This is a genomic window from Microbulbifer sp. MLAF003, from assembly GCF_030012965.1.
Classification (GTDB): Bacteria; Pseudomonadota; Gammaproteobacteria; order Pseudomonadales; family Cellvibrionaceae; genus Microbulbifer; species Microbulbifer variabilis.
On sequence record NZ_CP120232.1, the window covers coordinates 992,498 to 1,008,733 of the forward strand.

14 protein-coding genes and 1 pseudogene are annotated in these 16,236 nt (G+C 43.8%); 7 read left to right on the forward strand and 8 right to left on the reverse strand.

What is annotated here, in order from left to right:
- Positions 1-118 precede the first annotated feature (118 nt).
- From P3339_RS04740 to P3339_RS04760, 5 genes and pseudogenes are all read right to left on the reverse strand, one after another.
- Positions 119-820: a UTRA domain-containing protein gene (locus tag P3339_RS04740; RefSeq protein WP_282952569.1), complete on the reverse strand. Its 702-nt coding sequence runs from the start codon at positions 818-820 to the stop codon at positions 119-121.
- Positions 821-900: 80 nt separating this feature from the next.
- The gene (gene phnX / locus P3339_RS04745; protein ID WP_282952570.1) at positions 901-1,710 is read right to left on the reverse strand and encodes a phosphonoacetaldehyde hydrolase; all 810 of its coding nucleotides are present in this window, start codon (positions 1,708-1,710) and stop codon (positions 901-903) included.
- A gap of 49 nt (positions 1,711-1,759) precedes the next feature.
- Positions 1,760-2,314: an HD domain-containing protein gene (locus P3339_RS04750; RefSeq protein WP_282952571.1), complete on the reverse strand. Its 555-nt coding sequence runs from the start codon at positions 2,312-2,314 to the stop codon at positions 1,760-1,762.
- On the reverse strand, positions 2,304-3,488 hold the full coding sequence (locus tag P3339_RS04755) for a TIGR03364 family FAD-dependent oxidoreductase (RefSeq protein ID WP_282952572.1): 1,185 nt from the start codon (positions 3,486-3,488) through the stop codon (positions 2,304-2,306). Before P3339_RS04755 ends, P3339_RS04750 begins: the two co-directional genes overlap by 11 nt.
- A gap of 19 nt (positions 3,489-3,507) precedes the next feature.
- Positions 3,508-4,832: pseudogene (locus P3339_RS04760) on the reverse strand (DUF5690 family protein).
- Between the two features lie 271 nt (positions 4,833-5,103).
- Here P3339_RS04760 and P3339_RS04770 point away from each other — a divergent pair.
- Positions 5,104-7,506: a TonB-dependent receptor gene (locus P3339_RS04770; protein ID WP_282952575.1), complete on the forward strand. Its 2,403-nt coding sequence runs from the start codon at positions 5,104-5,106 to the stop codon at positions 7,504-7,506.
- A gap of 233 nt (positions 7,507-7,739) precedes the next feature.
- Here the strand turns inward: P3339_RS04770 and P3339_RS04775 are convergent, their stop codons facing one another.
- Positions 7,740-9,398, reverse strand: coding sequence for an acyl-CoA dehydrogenase family protein (locus P3339_RS04775; RefSeq protein ID WP_282952576.1), 1,659 nt, complete (start codon positions 9,396-9,398; stop codon positions 7,740-7,742).
- A 693-nt stretch (positions 9,399-10,091) separates the two neighbouring features.
- Here P3339_RS04775 and P3339_RS04780 point away from each other — a divergent pair.
- The 6 genes from P3339_RS04780 (at position 10,092) to P3339_RS04805 (ending at position 14,576) form a co-directional block, all read left to right on the forward strand.
- A complete protein-coding gene (locus tag P3339_RS04780; RefSeq protein WP_020412501.1) occupies positions 10,092-10,775 on the forward strand; it encodes a helix-turn-helix transcriptional regulator in 684 nt (227 codons plus the stop codon).
- A 1-nt stretch (position 10,776) separates the two neighbouring features.
- Positions 10,777-11,211: a CsgE family curli-type amyloid fiber assembly protein gene (locus P3339_RS04785; protein ID WP_282952577.1), complete on the forward strand. Its 435-nt coding sequence runs from the start codon at positions 10,777-10,779 to the stop codon at positions 11,209-11,211.
- Positions 11,211-11,621: a curli assembly protein CsgF gene (locus tag P3339_RS04790; protein WP_020412503.1), complete on the forward strand. Its 411-nt coding sequence runs from the start codon at positions 11,211-11,213 to the stop codon at positions 11,619-11,621. Before P3339_RS04785 ends, P3339_RS04790 begins: the two co-directional genes overlap by 1 nt.
- Before the next feature lie 51 nt (positions 11,622-11,672).
- Positions 11,673-12,521: a CsgG/HfaB family protein gene (locus P3339_RS04795; protein ID WP_282952578.1), complete on the forward strand. Its 849-nt coding sequence runs from the start codon at positions 11,673-11,675 to the stop codon at positions 12,519-12,521.
- A gap of 341 nt (positions 12,522-12,862) precedes the next feature.
- The gene (locus P3339_RS04800) at positions 12,863-13,342 is read left to right on the forward strand and encodes a hypothetical protein (RefSeq protein WP_282952579.1); all 480 of its coding nucleotides are present in this window, start codon (positions 12,863-12,865) and stop codon (positions 13,340-13,342) included.
- Positions 13,343-13,397: 55 nt separating this feature from the next.
- Positions 13,398-14,576: a hypothetical protein gene (locus P3339_RS04805; RefSeq protein WP_282952580.1), complete on the forward strand. Its 1,179-nt coding sequence runs from the start codon at positions 13,398-13,400 to the stop codon at positions 14,574-14,576.
- A 93-nt stretch (positions 14,577-14,669) separates the two neighbouring features.
- On the opposite strand, the gene holA is transcribed toward P3339_RS04805, so the two are convergent.
- Positions 14,670-15,677, reverse strand: coding sequence for a DNA polymerase III subunit delta (holA, locus tag P3339_RS04810; protein ID WP_282952581.1), 1,008 nt, complete (start codon positions 15,675-15,677; stop codon positions 14,670-14,672).
- Positions 15,678-15,691: 14 nt separating this feature from the next.
- Positions 15,692-16,216 carry an LPS-assembly lipoprotein LptE gene (locus tag P3339_RS04815; RefSeq protein ID WP_282952582.1) on the reverse strand — a complete coding sequence of 175 codons (525 nt, stop codon included), beginning with the start codon at positions 16,214-16,216 and terminating at the stop codon, positions 15,692-15,694.
- Positions 16,217-16,236 lie beyond the last annotated feature (20 nt).

Genomic DNA, 16,236 nt, shown 5'->3' on the forward strand with positions numbered 1-16,236 from the left:
GGGATTTTTACAGCGATACTGCAAAGAAAAGACAGCTATTTAAAAGCTAACAACTAACCAATCTCCCTCATTAAAATTAAAGAGCAAGGAATTTTTTAGGTGCGGTAAAAAATAAGTACTATCTAGTGGCTACTTCCATTTCTATGGCGTGGGGTAGCCAGTATTCAATATTATAATCAATCAGATATTCAGCAGAATCATAGCGAAGTCTTAAGATTCTCAGGCCTGGAGCACCAGCGGGTATACCCAATGGCTCTGCATATTGCAACTCCAGGTTCGCAACCTGAATATTACAGCGCTCGTGAATGATATTTACCCTATAATTATCTTGCAATATTTCGGTAATAGATCCGGATAAATCGAAGTCAGATAATTCAGGAAAACACTCTGATGAGAGATAACTCTCTTCTACCATGACTGGCCTTTGGTCCAGGTAGCGGACTCTTCGGATTTCAAAGTACCTGGTACTTTTAGTGGCGTTAAAGGCGGAATAAATATCGTGTCTTACGGTCAGCTTACGGACCCCAAGTACTTTGGTGGTTGCTCTAAAACCCTGTTGTCGGGTCATGGAGTTGAAATTTACCTTTTGTGTCGGGTTCATCACAAATCGATCTGGTGCAACAAACCAACCCCTGCGATTTTGTCGGTACACCATTCCCTCACCTTCAAGACGGTTTAAACCATCTCGTAAAGTAATACGTGTGACTTGCAGCTGCTCCGCCAGTTCACGCTCAGCGGGCAGCTTGTGATTGGCGGCCAGGCGACCATTACCGATCAACAGTTGGATATGTGATTTAATTTCTACGTAACTGGAGGACACAGTATTTCTCTTGGGTTTGATCTAAAACTCGGTCTTAAGCCTGGGCTACCAAACTGGTATTCCTGAAGTTTGATAGCCTATCAGGGGCGTTGTCCAAGAGCCAGTCGGCGATTGATATCGACCAGTACGGGTTCAAGCTTATTGATATCGTCTATCAAATAATGAGCGCCGCAATTCTCAAGTTTTTGAAAAGCGCCAATACTGTGATTTCTTTTTTCTTCCTCAGAGAGTGCTTGCCAACTACTTAGGGATAATCCCGAAGCATTGCCTGAAAGTACCACTGCAACTGTCCACATGCCGGCATTGCGCCCCTCATGAATGCCTGCGGCGGTATCATCGATCTTGACACATTGGCTGACAGAAGAGATTTCCATTTCAATGACGTTCTTTAATGCAGCTGCGGGTCCTGGTCTTGCGCCCACAGCTTCATCTGCTGCAATAACACAGTCGGGTGCTAGGCCTTGTTGTTGAGCTTTTGCCAGCATGCCCTCTATCATTATGCGACTATAACCAGTGGTGCTACCAATACGTATATTACGCTCACGTAAGCGGACAAATAGTTTTTCGGCTCCGGGTATTATTTGGCTGTGCCTATCGATTTCCTGAATCTGTATCGGAGCCAGACGGCGATATAGTCCGTCTATATCAGATTCCTGGGATGGGCGCCCATGAACCACTTGCCAGGCAGTTTGAATGGAATTTTGTTGTAGCATCTGGCGAATATGTTCTTTCTTCTCAGTACCCATTGGAATACGGGTTTGCTCTTCACTGACCGTAACTCCAGCCTCAGCAAAAATTTGCATAAACGCTTGTAAAGGGGCGCGGGAGCCAAAATCTACTAAGGTTCCGGCCCAGTCGAGGATAGCAGCTTTAAGTTGCAGTGGTTCCATGGATTATCTCATTTTTGGTAATTGATAAGGGAGTTGAGCGGTAAAATATCTATCGACTAAGTACCTTTGAGCAGATCTTTAGCCAGTGATCCAAAGGAGCTACGGCTAAACCAGGCACTTTTCCTGAATCATCCCACTTGCGCAGACGCAGAGCATCCTCGGCGAAGGGGGTATTAAGAAAATTATCTTTTTCTTTATCTGTCATTCTTTTGCCTTGTTTTTTTAGGGTTTTGTGGCTTGCTGCGGATAGCCGTGTCTCATAAATGTTATCTGTACTCATTAAAAATATTTTAGCTTGAACATGTAGGGCGATAGGCTTCGTGACTGTATTGGGAAAACCCCACCTTTCGAGTAAATCTGCACCTATTAAGTCATGTGCACTGTAGCCTTCAGTATCCGTCCCGGGTATTTTTTCCTTTATAGCGTGGAGATGGCCGATATCATGAAGAAACGCTGCAACAGTCATTTCATCGGAGATACCAGAGAGTTCCGCCAAGGTGGCACACTGGGTAGCATGCTGTAGCTGCGTGCATTTTTCTCCAAGTGTTAAATTTCCGTACTGCAAAAATAACTGTTTAATTTTATCGACAACATTAGCTCTCATCGATTAAGCACTCATCTAGAGGGATCTTGTCCAAAATACCCTTCACTACCCGTTCCATTAATGCTGGTCCGGTTGTCATACCTTTTCCTCCAATACCGGTTATTAAATGAATATTTTCTGTTGCGGATTTTAGGAATACGCCTTGGCTACTTTCCTGGCTGTAATAGCCATTCCAAATCCTGGCAACATTTAAATGGGGTAGATTAAGAATACGCTTGGCTTCAGCTACCATCAGTGAGTTGATTTCCTGACATATTTCATAGTTCAAAGTGCCTGAGTCCTGGGCAGTGAAGTACTCATGAGAATCGCCAATGATGATGCTGCCATCGGCAGATTGTCGAAACAGAAGGTGGATACCAAATTTTCCATAGCTTGGATCAATATGGGGCTTCGGTAGATTTTTATAATTAGGGCAACTTTTAAATGCTTCATAGCGGCGTATTGTCAGACCTGTAAGCAGGTTCCCTGGTATTGTGATTCCCTTGATTTGTTGGGTGCGCAACATCTGCAATTTACTAAGCCGTAGTTGTTCTGTTTGTAATAAGTGCGGAAATAAATGACTAAGTTGATGGCCACAACAAATCATTACCTGTTCTGAAATAAAAGACTCACCTGTTGAGCAGCGAAGCTGGACCCCATTTTTGACTTCCTCTACGGCTATTACCGGAGATGCCTTTTTAAAATGTAAATTTTTCGTGTCTTCAAGTAGTTTCCAAAAATACTTCATTAGCAGGGAGCTTTCGGCACTCATTTCCTGTGGATAGTAGAGGCCACCATGGCAGTAACTCTGCTTTAGTAAATTAATTTGCTTGTGACACTGCGTCGAGGTAAGAAGCCTGGAAACGTAGTTAGTCTCACGATTAATCTCATGCATTTCCTCTAGTAGATTGGCCTCTTCTAAAGAAGAAGCCACGTAGAGAGAGCCATGCTGCCAGAGTGCGTCCGGCATTATTGTCGCCAACTCGCCATAAAGTTCCAGCGATCGTCGCCCCAGATTTCGCCATAGTTTTAGATTCATACCAGATGGTACTACTTGGCCAAAATTGCGTACCGTGGCTCCGTGAGGCTTAGTGCTGGCTTCAATTAACAGCACTTTTTTTCCGGATTTTAGTGCATGGTAAGCAGCAAAACTGCCTAATATCCCGGCACCGACAATGGCAATATCAAATTTCATAACTGCTCTATAGCCTTTTTTACACTGGAGAAGTAATAAGCCTCAACCGTGAAGAAGAATTACGGTGCAAGCGGCGAAAGAAAAGAAGTGAGAGCAGCATTAACAAAATACATGCAATACCAGTAGCATAGGAAAGTTGCTGAGTAAACTGTAACCAGTTTAGGTTTGGTTGCGCGAAAGTCTTATAGAGCATGACACTAATGCTGCCGATATAACCCGCACTATCTGCCAGATAAATCACAAATCCTGCGTTACCTAGGCTCTTGGTGCAGGCGACCAGACGTTCAAATAATAAACAGTTAAATGGAACATAGCCTATATAGAGCCCGATATTGATCCCAATCATCCAGGCAGCCCCGGATACAATATCTAACTCAAATGCGAGAGTTGAAGTTATGCAGATTGCTCCCCCAGCCGCGACTAATAGCTGGTTTAGCTGCAATGCGCGATAGTTGTTACGTACAAAAATAAGTAGCGCCAGGGATGCTAAAACTATCAGTGCCACGGGTAGAGTGCTGGTAAGGAAGATCTGGGGTGCTTGACCATGACCCAAAGCTTGCCAAAGCTCTGCAGCGAAATTATCAGAGAAGTCACGAAATGCCGTTAGGAATACATAAGCGATGATTAAAGCCAACAATCCCAGATTCGTTTCATTGACAAAAGTCCAACGCATTTCATTCGTCATTGGTACTCTTTGTTTTCGTGCACGGATGTCTGCTTGGTTGGGTTGGGGAATTCTACTGAGTGTAAATGTAGATAGAATCAGTGCAGGTAGAAATAATAAGCCCACGGTTGCAGGCATCCAGATTTCCGGCACTTTCCATTCCAGCATTAGATATGCGGCTACTGCTTTTACGGCTCCTGAAGAGACGATTAAGCTAACACATAAAATGGCGCCTAGTGCTTCAGTAAGACGACGCCCCTCTAAATAGCTGAATACTAGTCCCCACACCATTCCAAGTGGGAGACCATTAAAAAAAGCATGACAACATTATAAGGAGCGGGGATCAATGCGAATGCTATCAAGGCCAGATGACTGAAAAGAATTAGAATTACCAGTATTCTTCCCCGCTGCAATGGCCGCAACTCTGAGACAACCTTAATCCCGATAATTTTTGAAAACGCATAACCCAGTACTTGGGAAATTATAAGTGCGGTTTTAAAGTCTAGAGTGAAATCCCAGCCGGAAATGTTGGCGTAAGATGCTGCTGCAAAGGGCTTGCGGAAAGCATACATACAAAAATAAGTGAAGAATGCAGCAACTCCGGAAAAGAGTAGCAAGAAAATCTCACTGTTGAAATCTTCACTGGAATCAGATTCCTGTTTTTTACTGGTTTTTTCCATTTTATCGATAGCTGCTATTTGGTCTAGACCAGATTTTAGGTGCTTATGATTGCGTTTTTGTGACAGTCTTTTTTAAGTTCAATAACCATTCCAGATGGTAAAAATTTTTCATTTATATATTCGCAGGGAATATTCACACACCTGTTATACAAACGTCATAGCGGCAATTTAGGATTCTGGTCTAGTCCAGATTTATGTTGATGATCGAGCAAGTTAATTTGTGTCGATAAAAATTTGCCAATCATTTTTTGATTGATACAGGGGAAGTAAAATGATTTATGTCAAATTATTGCCTGCAACGATTACTCTGCTGGTGGGACAAGTAAATTACGCTCATGCACAAGAAAGTAGTAAGCAGAGTGTCCAGGATGATAGCGAAATAGAAGAGATTGTTGTGCTTGGACGAATGTTTGAGACAGAGTTACGTTCCCTGGAGTTACAGAGGGAATCCAACCGGATTGTTAATGTGGTATCGGCAGATGGTATAGGGAAGTTACCGGATCGTAACGCCGCAGAGGCAGTTCAAAGAGTCGCAGGCGTATCTATCGAGCGTGACCAGGGGGAAGGACGGTTTGTCGCTGTGCGTGGCCTCCCGTCCCAATGGAGTTCTTCTAGCCTTAATGGTCATCGTTTGCCATCTGCAGAAGAGGAAACTACCAGCAGGGCTACGGCGTTTGATTTCTTTCCATCGGAGCTGATTGAACGTATTGAGGTCTCTAAGGCTGTTACCGCGGATCAGGAAGGTGACGCTATTGGCGGCAATGTTAATTTTGTGACTCGTACAGCCCCTGAAGAACGCACTTTGGATATATCCCTATCTGGTGGCTATGCGGATAAAGCCGACGGTGATATTAAATCCATGAGCATTCTTTATGGGGATAGAAGTGAAGGTGGTAAATGGGGATTTTTGGCCAATGTAACTGGTTGGAGCAGGGATTGGGCAACAGATAACTACGAGCCTCGCCGTAAAGGGGAGGGAATATATCGATTGGAACTGCGGGATTATACCGGAACCAGAGATACCCTGGGGTTAAACCTTGCTACTGAATACCGATTGGAAGAAGGAGGTAAGATTTTTGCTCGTGGTTTGTATGGGACATTAGAAGATGAGGAGACACATTACAAGCACAGGTTGCGGTTCGATAAAGATAGAATGGAACTTCAGCATATCCACAATACTTTGATAACACGTATGCAAGGTGTTGAAGTTGGTGGAGAGCACTTTTTTGGTGGTGATAAGCAGCTGAATTGGAATTTAGCCAGCTATGATAATGAATTCCGCTATGGGAATACACCCAATAAAGATGATCGCTCTTATTTTGTAATGCGTTTTGATCAAACGGAAGTAGGTTATGTTGGTCTGGATGATGATGGGCTGGCTTACAACCAAATCGATGGTGGTACTGACCCAGCAGAAAATATACCCACTCACCTCCCGGATGGTTTTGTAATGGACCCAACCCAGTCCAGCCTATCTTGGGTTGAACTATATAAAGTGTATGTCAACGAAAAGGATAAAGTGGTAGCCACTTTTGACTTTTCTTCCCAGTTTTCCAGTGAGCTGGAGTTAAAGTTCGGTATGAAATATCGGGACAAGGAACGGGTGTCTGAATTCTCCAATGCATTTTACATTTGGGATGAGGAAAACTATGGGCCTGCCCCAGTTCTCTCTGACTTTACCTTGTCTGATCAGCCTGGCAGAAATGATTTCCTATCAGAGTTGGATATCAACTATGACTCCCAATTCTCTCAGGTTGCTTCAATGTCTCAATTGGAGAATTTTTGGAACCAAAACCGGGATAAATTCATTTTGATTCCCGAAGAATCAGCTCTAGTTGAAAATGGAGGGGCTCTTGGGCGAAATTTTGAGCTAACAGAGAGGCACCTATCGGCTTATGGCATGGGTAATTATGAGCTTTCAGATAGAGCCATTCTTGTAATGGGATTACGACTCACTCAGACACAAACGAAGGTGGAAAGCCAGGTATTTGTTAACGATGAAGCTAATAAAGGCTATTTGGTGCCGTTTAATGGTGATAAAGAGTATTTATCCATTTTGCCATCGGCACATCTAAAATATGCGCTCACAGAGGATAGCAATATCAGGCTCGCGCTGACCAGAACCTTTGCCAGGCCGGACTTTGGTGATCTGAATCCGGGAGGGTACTATGCCGAGCACGATAATGAGTTTATAGGAGGTAATCCAGATCTTGATCCTACTTACTCTTGGAATCTGGACTTTATGTATGAGTACTATTTTAATGACTCGGGGATTTTATCTGCTGGTTTATTTTATAAAGATATTACAGATCCAATCTTTAAAGATGTGAAAGAAGGTGAATATAATGGGGTGTCAGGAGTCTATATTTATAGTCCGGAAAATGGTGAAGATGCGTGGCTGAGGGGATTGGAATTTAATTTGGTGCGAAAAATGGATTTCCTTCCCGGATTTCTTTCAAATATCGGGTTGTCGACAAATTTAACTATGCTGGATTCAGAAATGCGTATTCCGGGCCGTGATGGTGCGGTGCCGATTTCCCGTCAAGCTGATTTATTACATAATCTCTCTATCTATTATGATGATGGTACTGTCTCCATTCGCCTGGCTCAAAACCATAAGGGAGAGTATATTGAAGAGCATGGTGGCAATAAAAATGAAGACCAGTACTATTAGTGCAAATTATACGATTGGGGACAATTTAGTTATTTTTGCTGAGGCCTTAAACCTTACGAATGAACCTTTAACTTATTATATTGGTGATAAAGATAGGCCAAAGCAAGTTGAGTATTATGGGGTTCGTGGCCAACTGGGCTTTCGCTATAGTTTTTTTAGCTGATCTTTATTTTTTATTAGAAAAAACCCGGTTATGCCGGGTTTTCAGTTTAAGTTAATATATAGCTCATTTTTTATACTGAAAGTGGGTTCCCGCGTGTGAGCAATTGTTCTATATCGACTCCCCTGGGTAGGCTACCAGTGCTATGGCCGCTTTTGCCCTCCAACCTTGATAGAATAAAAGCGCTACTGACTGCCTTATCACCAGATTGAATAAGTAGATGGGCCTGCATTGTAACTGCCATTTGATCTACGATAGCGCGAGCTCGGTACTCAAACTGATCTAAATCTGCCAATTCTTTCTTTAATGAATCTAGTGCTTTATCAAAATAATTATTCTTACCTGTGCTGGCTGCCATTTCGTCCAACCAGTGATTTACTACACTGGGTGTTTTTGTGATTGCCCGAAGGACATCCAGAGCCTGTATATTGCCAGAGCCTTCCCAGATAGCATTGATTGGAGCATCTCGGTATAGGCGGGCAGTAATAAAGTTCTCGATGACCCCATTTCCTCCCAGGCATTCCATAGCCTCATAGGCATGGTGAGGACTGCGTTTGCAGATCCAGTATTTTCCCACCGCAGCTCCCAGACGAAGTAGCATTTTTTCGTGCTCCTGGTCCTCCTGATCCATAGCCCTTGCCATACGCATAGTTAAGGCAATGGATCCCTCAACTTCTAATTGCAGGTCCGCCAGCACATTGCGCATTAGGGGGTGGTCAATCAACTTTTGGCCAAAGGCTTTTCGTTGTGAGGCATGGTAAATGGCCTGAACAACTGCTTGACGCTGACCTCCGGAAGAACCGACCATACAATCGAAGCGAGTGATGGCTACCATCTTAATAATTGCGTTTACGCCTCGCCCTTCCTCTCCTAACAACCAACCCATTGCACCTCGCATCTCCACTTCTGAAGAAGCATTGGAGACATTACCGGCTTTCACTTTGAGCCTTTGGATTTCCAGGGGATTTTTACTACCATCTGGACGCCAGCGGGGTACCAGAAAACAGGAGAGCCCTCCGGGTGCCTGGGCTAGTATCAGAAAACCGTCGCACATGGGAGCAGACATAAACCACTTGTGCCCGAGCAGCTCATAGACGTTATCCCCTAAAGGGATAGCGGTCGTGGTATTAGCACGTACATCAGAGCCGCCTTGTTTTTCCGTCATACCCATCCCGATAGTTAGAGAGGACTTTTCAAAGTAAGGGCGATTACTGTTGTCATATCCTCTGCTTAATATTTTGGGGGCCCATTCAGCGGCAACAATGGGGTTGAGTTGAATTGACGGTATAGAAGCAAAAGTCATAGTTACTGGGCATCCATGACCAGCTTCAAGCTGACATTGTAAATAGTTCTTTGCTGCCCTTACCACGTTCGCTCCCGGACGTGGATCCGTCCAGGGTGAACAGTGCAATCCTTCCGAGAGTGCCAGTTGCATTAATTGATGATATGAAGGATGGTAACGAACTATATCTATACGATTGCCGATACGGTCATGGCTTTCGAATATTGGCTTGAATTCATTGGCAGCGTAACCACGTTCAATCATTTCTGGGCGACCACATACTTCTCCATAGCGCTGTAAATCTTCCTCGGCCCAGTGTCCTCCATTGATATGTACTGCTTCTCTAAGTGCTTGATCCCCCGCGTATAAATTATGGCCCGTAAGAGGGGGAACCTGATTATTGATTGTATGAGTGGATGCATGTGCGGAGGGTTGGATACTGGTGCTCATGAATTTATTCCATGCAGTTTGGGCTGAATATAGCCTATTTCTTGGTCTAATCGGTACATTCATCCCAGCTTCAAGTGCTTTATTAACACTGGGAAGTCCGTATTTAAGGTTAAATCAACTTCAAACTGATTACTATTTATACGGAACCTGTTTGCGGATAATTCAGAAAAAATTGTGGCTGTGTTTTTAGACTTATATTTTTTGTGACTTTTATTCAAAGTAATACCGCTTGCTCTATTTCTCATTTGATTTTTATTTAATATCAATTGAATAGTGCTAAACGATTTAATTTATATTTTAAGATGCTTCGTGGATTATATGTGACTGTTCACATTCTTCAGATCAGAAAAATTTGTTTTTTATCAAAATTAATCTATTAATTTTGTGGACCAGTACAAATTTCTCGATATTCGTTGAATTTTTTGTGGGCTCCTGAGTCTATACCAAAGGATGTTCTATGAGGTGGTTTACAGCTGTAAATGTAATACCTTTGTATGTAAAAATGACATTCTAAGTTTATGTTGGCACACTTAAGATTGAAATTTTGATATCTAGATCACTTCTTGTTGCAGGCAGGGAGTTGATCGAATAGATTTAGCTCACAGCGAAAGACGGCCATAGAATAAATAGAAAATAAGAGCAAATCAGATATTAAGTAAGATCTTAAAAGGACCGCATGTTGGGGGAACCCAGATGAATTTGCATAAGGATTATGCACGCCTTGAAGTTGTGACTCCGGGTCATGAATCCGAAGGGCCGGAAGTAGCTTTTTTAACGGCTTCTATTAATCTTCAATCCTCTATCTTTGCAGGGCGTATAGAGGATGAGTTTAGGACTAAGTGTTCTATATTCCAGCGTTTGTCAATTTCTTCGCTTGAAGAAATTATCACTGAATATCTTCTCCTGGACTGCGCAGATCTCTCATCATCCGATCTGGACCTGATTCTGCGTGACATTCATACAATTTCCAATCCACCCAGTATTGTTCTGATTAATGTAGCGGATACAACTGATTTGGATTTTGTTCTTCACTGGGAGAAGGTTCTTGGCTTGATGCCTTCGGAATGTGAGCCCAAAGTGATCATGGAAAGATTGGGCAGGATTTTTTCTGGTGAATACTGGTTTCCCAGGGATGTACTGCATAATTTTTTACGTCAGCACCGGAAGCCAAAAAAGTGGCGGGAAAAAGCGTCGAATCTCACTCAGCGTGAGACGCAAATATTGCAGTTGATATGTGAGTGTCATACCAATGCAAATATTGCAGAAGTTTTATGTGTTAGTGAGCACACGGTTAAGAGTCATCTTTATAAGATATACAGAAAGATTGGCTGTAAAAATCGCTTAGAAGCAAGTAGTTGGGCTAGCCAGAACTTATAAAATGAGTATCTATTTTTACTGCTTTAAGAGAGTTTCTCTCCTAATTCTGCTTATCTCAATCTCCCCACTTGTCCAGTCGCAAGAGCTCGAGTCAATAGAGGGTGAGGACTCCCTTCTTACCGGGCTGGTTATCGACAGTACTGTGAGCGGTATTGGTCACGAATTTGCCCGTTCTCTTTCTATTTATATCACCAGTAACCTCACGGAATTCGATTATAACCTAACCGTTCATGAGCGACCTTCAGCAAGGTGGGGTAGCGTGGTATGGGTTACCTATGAAAATAAACAGGTTTTTAGAACTGTGATCTACCCTGGGCGAAGGCGTTTTGGAGAGATTGTTGCTCAAGCAGCAACTCAAATAAATAACAATATTCGACAGCAGAGGCTGCAAGAGTTGTTCTCTCAAAATTTGGATTTGGCAGGGGATGAAATTTAATGAAAAGATTTTTAGTTACTCTCTTTACGCTTATATTAATGATTCCTTTTGCAGGGTACGCTACTGAGTTGATTTACACACCGGTTAACCCCTCGTTCGGTGGCAACCCATTAAATGGTAACTATCTACTGAATAATGCGAGTGCCCAGAATAGTAAGAAAGATCCAAAAGCAGGTAAGTCACCTTATTCAGAATCTTCCTCTCTAGATAGATTCACTGATACTTTGGAATCCAGATTGTTGTCTCAACTCTTGACCGATGTAGGTAATGGAAATGATGGTACTCTGGTAACCGATGACTTTATTGTAAATATAATTGATGTGGATGGAACTTTAACAATAACTATTACAGATGCTGTCACCGGCGAAATTTCTGAGATTGTCGTAGTAGGATTAGATCCGGGAAATTAACAGCCATACTGCCATTGGATGGCATTTTTGAGGATTTCAGGGGTGGTGGTGATGTTGCCTAGAATATTGCTTGTAGTATTTATTATTTTCATAAGTGGTTGTAGTTTTTTTCAGAAAACCCGTGAGGCTCTATTTGGTCCAGGATATGAGAAGGCCACTTTAACAGATCGAATGAGCACCTATGCCGACTTGATCAATTTGCCCTCTCCCAGGGGGAAAATTGTTGTAGCAGTTTATGGTTTTAGTGACCAGACAGGGCAGTACAGGCCGGCCCCATCAAGCTCGTTTTCAACTGCAGTGACTCAGGGCGCTGCTTCTATGTTGGTGCAGGTCTTAAATGAATCAGGATGGTTTGTTACTTTAGAGCGGGAAGGACTGCAAAACCTGCTGACAGAGAGAAAGATAATTCGTGCTGCACTGAAAGAGGAAGATACAGTTCCTCCTTTTGATTTACCCTCCTTGATGTCAGCAAATATTATGTTGGAAGGAGGGATTGTCGCTTATGACACCAATATCAAAACTGGTGGAGCAGGGGCAAGGTATTTTGGAATTGGCCTTTCTTCACAGTACCGTGTTGATGAAGTGACAGTAAACTTGCGTGCTGTCGATGTAAGAACGGGTCGTGTACTAAGTAGCGTGCTTACCAGTAAAAAGATTTTGTCCCGGCAGGTGCAAGGAGATATTTACACATTTGTAGAATATAAACGTTTATTAGAGGTTGAGGCTGGGATGACGACCAATGATCCTGCTCAGCTTTGTGTACTTTCGGCTATCGAGTCTGCCGTGATTCACCTTATTGCTAATGGGGTTACTGGAAATTTATGGGCTTTGCAGGATAGTAGTGAGTTTCCTGCATCGATCTTGGATGAATACTCTGAAAGTCCGGTGAAAATTCTCTGATCTCATGAAAACAATGTAATTATTGTTGATTAATAATAATTTACTTATTCAAAAAGCTGGCAATATCTATCTGAATTAAAAGTGGTTAGGTGGCCAGCTTTTTTGCGAGTTGAACTTTTCTGTAAGTTGGTGTAATTTACGGGACTCCTGGTTGCTCTCATAGATTTTTATCTGTTTCATAGCTTTTATCTTTCCTTAATCATACAAAAGTTTTACGTTTCTGCTTATTTTTGTATAGAAAAATACGCTTTCTTCTGATTTATTCCTGTTCTTATTATTCCTATAGTTTCCTTAGTAGATGAGCTTTATATAGTTTATTTAATTTGACTGAGGAAATCTGAGTGACTGCTATTAGGGCGGCTGTTTTCTATCTGATTCTAGTTTTAATGCCCGTTACATTGTCCTGGGCTGGAGATCTCGATAGTCACGATGAACTGTTATCTGGGCAAGGTGCACTTGATCTACTTCTTCAGCGGGATGATTCAATTAATGGACAGCTGGCTGAAGTAACGCAGTTAGGAGACTACAACGTAGCTGAAGTAGTACAGACAGGTCAGTACAACCAGGTATTCCTGGTTCAGGATGGTTCGTCCAATGAATCAGTAGTTCACCAAAGTGGTGACTATAACTATGCGGCTATTTCACAGTCTGGGGCTTACAACCAAGCAACTGCTATACAGAACGGTATAGATAATATTGCCCTTATAAATCAAGTTGGTTATGGAAATTCAGCCAACATCATTCAAAACGGTGATGGGCTATTTGGATTTGTCGCGCAGTTCGGTGACAACCATGCGGTGGAGGTAGTCCAGTATGACTAGCTCGCTGCTTTCTTTTTGTTTGTATTTGTTTATTTAGTCCGAGGGAGAAACATAAATGAAAAAGCTTTCACTTGCTGCCGCGATTGCAATGCTTGTAGGTGCTGGACAGGCCATGGCTGATGGTAACTACGGTGATCAACTGCAAGCCGGCAACGATAATGCCGCTGACATTTATCAGGTAGTCGAGTCTACCAATAATGCCGCTTATCAATGGCAGGAAGGTAATGACAATCTCGCTTCTACCGAGCAGTCATTTGCTGATAGTAACTTTATTGACCAGACCCAAGTTGGAAATCGCAACTATGCGACTACCAGCCAGAATAACCAGGATGGTTCACAAGCCTACACTTTCCAGCAGGGAGAGGGTAACCAGGGTGTTATTCACCAATGGGATGGTGCCAGAAACACAGCATTTGCTACCCAGATGGGCAGTGAAAACGTAATGCACCTGGACCAGTACTCTAATTCCCATGATAACACTATGGATGCTTTACAGGATGGTAATGACAATACTGCTTTCTTGCAGCAGGAAGGTGATGGCAACCTGTTTGTGAGCACCCAGGTTGGCGACTCAAACAGTGTTTGGGGCAGCACCTGGTATCCATCGGCGGATGGCTTCCTGGGCGGTCAAGTTGGTGAGGGTAACGTGGGCTTCGCTTACCAGAGCGGTGCTGAAAATACTGCAAATCTGGTGCAAACTGGAGATTACAACTACCTGGATATGTCCCAAGCGGGTATTAACAACGTTACGACCATTGCCCAGGATGGAATCGGTAACTCCAGTGTTGCAGCTCAGTATGGCGATGACAACGTAACCACTATCGCTCAGAACGACACTAATAATATTGGTGACATGTATCAATACGGCAACAGCAATACTGCTGCCCTGGTTCAAAATGGTGACATGAACTGGAGTGAGTTTTCTCAGACCGGTGATTTGAACCAGGTGACTATTGATCAGTCTGGTAGCGCTAACTCTACCTTCGGCTACAGTGAAGGCGTAGCTAACATGGTTGATATTGATCAGGTTGGCGAGCTTAACTTGGCAGAAGTTCACCAGGATATGGGCGGGGACAACATGATTGTTCTGTCTCAATCTGGCTTTGAGCATGGCGCCCACTTGGGACAGTCTGGTAACAATAACGCCACTTTTGTTACTCAAACTAGCGAGTTCAATATGGCCAGTGTTCATCAGATTGGTGATAGCAACATGGCTACGATTACTCAGAACTAACCCTGATTTTAGTTCGCCTAAACAACCCCTCCCCTTTAGGGGCAGGGGTTGTTTATTAAATAGATTGGTAGTTAGGTGAGGGTAAACCGAGAGCTAGACGCTGCGCTGGCCACTCAGGTTTAAAGTGAGCTCCAGTAGGCCCGTCCAGGGTGATTGGTGTCCAGTGCCACCCTTGATGGCGGTATCGATAGCGCGAGCGCGTAAAAGCAGAGTTTCAAGCTGGCGAGGCGCCAGCCGGGAAAGAGCGGATTGAATTAGTGGCTGACGTTTTTGAATACGCACCAGGCGAGCCAGTGGTTGGCCCTGATTGAGCTTTTCCCCAATTTCCAGCAATGAGCGAATTTCCCGTGCCAGGGCCCAAAGCACTACCGGTGGTTCAATGCCTTCACTGCGTAATCCCTGTAAAGTTGTTATTGCTTTATCGGCTTCACTGGCCAAGGCTCTATCTATTAGGTCAAATACACTATAGCGAGCGGAGCTGGTAACACTATGTTCCAGTAAGCTGACGGTAATTGTGGTGTCGCTCTTATTTAATAGCTTGAGCTTTTCTATCTCCTGGCTAGCGGCAAGTAGGTTGCCCTCCACGCGTTCTGCCAGAATTTTTACTGCTTCGGGTTCGGCAGTCAGTCCTGCAGCGCTAAGCCGCTGATTGATCCAACGTGGCATTTCCTGGGCAGGCACTGGCCAGATCTGGACTAGTACGCCTTCTTGTTCCAGTGCTTTTACCCACTTACTGTTGAGCTGTGATCTTTCCAGTTTGGGTAGAATTAAAAGCAGAACCAAGTCCTGGCTGGCGAGGGCTGCGAATTCCTGAAGGACCTTACTGCCCTTGTCCCCCGGTTTTCCACCAGGTGCGCGTACTTCGATCAACTTTTTCTCGGCAAAAAGCGACATATTGCCAGCAGAGGCGAGTAGAAGCCCCCAATCAAAGTTGTGCTCGGCATGGAGAAGCTCACGCTCATCAAAGCCAACCTTCTTCGCCGCCTTACGAACCTGGTCACAACACTCCTGGACCAGCAGGGGTTCATCTCCGGAAATAATATAAACCGGGGCCAGCCCCTTTTTGAGACTCTGTGGTAGTTGCTGGGGGTTGATACGCATTACTGTACAGCTACTTAGTAGCTTTTATCCTCCAGCGGGGCATTGACATCAATTCGACGCAGTCGGTCAATCATCCGGCTGATAAGTTCGCGACGCATTTCAGCACGCAGTAAGCGTTCCTCTTCGCCCTTACTCACAATCTCAGATACATCCCATTCAAGAGAACGGTAAACATCTGCCTGGGCTTTGTTTAGCAAGACTTCACCGCTACCGGTACGAACACTATAGATAGCGCTGGTGATCAGTTCGTATTCTGATGCGCGCCCCTCCGAGTCTACGGCAACTGTGAGTTTGCGTTCGATTTCCCTGTTAATAACCATTACGTAATCTGCTTCCATGGGAGTTGCAGCAACGGGAATACCACCGTTGTGGAGCAGGCGACTGAGTTCATCAGCAATATCACTGCGTGGGTTTTCGCTGGAAATATAAATAGTGCTGCCTGGAGGGAAGTTCTTTGGTGTGCCGCGTAAATGCCAGCCACAACTGGCAATGGCAAGAATGGCAATTAAGGAGATAACTCGTCTTGCGATTTTTTTCATAAACTACCTGGCTTAATCGG

What these genes read in the sequence shown, in the direction of transcription:
- phnX (WP_282952570.1), bottom strand. Translation starts at nt 1,710, where the DNA reads ATGGAACCACTGCAACTTAAAGCTGCTATCCTCGACTGGGCCGGAACC.
- P3339_RS04750 (WP_282952571.1), bottom strand. Translation starts at nt 2,314, where the DNA reads ATGAGAGCTAATGTTGTCGATAAAATTAAACAGTTATTTTTGCAGTAC.
- P3339_RS04755 (WP_282952572.1), bottom strand. Translation starts at nt 3,488, where the DNA reads ATGAAATTTGATATTGCCATTGTCGGTGCCGGGATATTAGGCAGTTTT.
- P3339_RS04770 (WP_282952575.1), top strand. Translation starts at nt 5,104, where the DNA reads ATGATTTATGTCAAATTATTGCCTGCAACGATTACTCTGCTGGTGGGA.
- P3339_RS04775 (WP_282952576.1), bottom strand. Translation starts at nt 9,398, where the DNA reads ATGAGCACCAGTATCCAACCCTCCGCACATGCATCCACTCATACAATC.
- P3339_RS04780 (WP_020412501.1), top strand. Translation starts at nt 10,092, where the DNA reads ATGAATTTGCATAAGGATTATGCACGCCTTGAAGTTGTGACTCCGGGT.
- P3339_RS04785 (WP_282952577.1), top strand. Translation starts at nt 10,777, where the DNA reads ATGAGTATCTATTTTTACTGCTTTAAGAGAGTTTCTCTCCTAATTCTG.
- P3339_RS04790 (WP_020412503.1), top strand. Translation starts at nt 11,211, where the DNA reads ATGAAAAGATTTTTAGTTACTCTCTTTACGCTTATATTAATGATTCCT.
- P3339_RS04795 (WP_282952578.1), top strand. Translation starts at nt 11,673, where the DNA reads ATGTTGCCTAGAATATTGCTTGTAGTATTTATTATTTTCATAAGTGGT.
- P3339_RS04805 (WP_282952580.1), top strand. Translation starts at nt 13,398, where the DNA reads ATGAAAAAGCTTTCACTTGCTGCCGCGATTGCAATGCTTGTAGGTGCT.
- holA (WP_282952581.1), bottom strand. Translation starts at nt 15,677, where the DNA reads ATGCGTATCAACCCCCAGCAACTACCACAGAGTCTCAAAAAGGGGCTG.
- P3339_RS04815 (WP_282952582.1), bottom strand. Translation starts at nt 16,216, where the DNA reads ATGAAAAAAATCGCAAGACGAGTTATCTCCTTAATTGCCATTCTTGCC.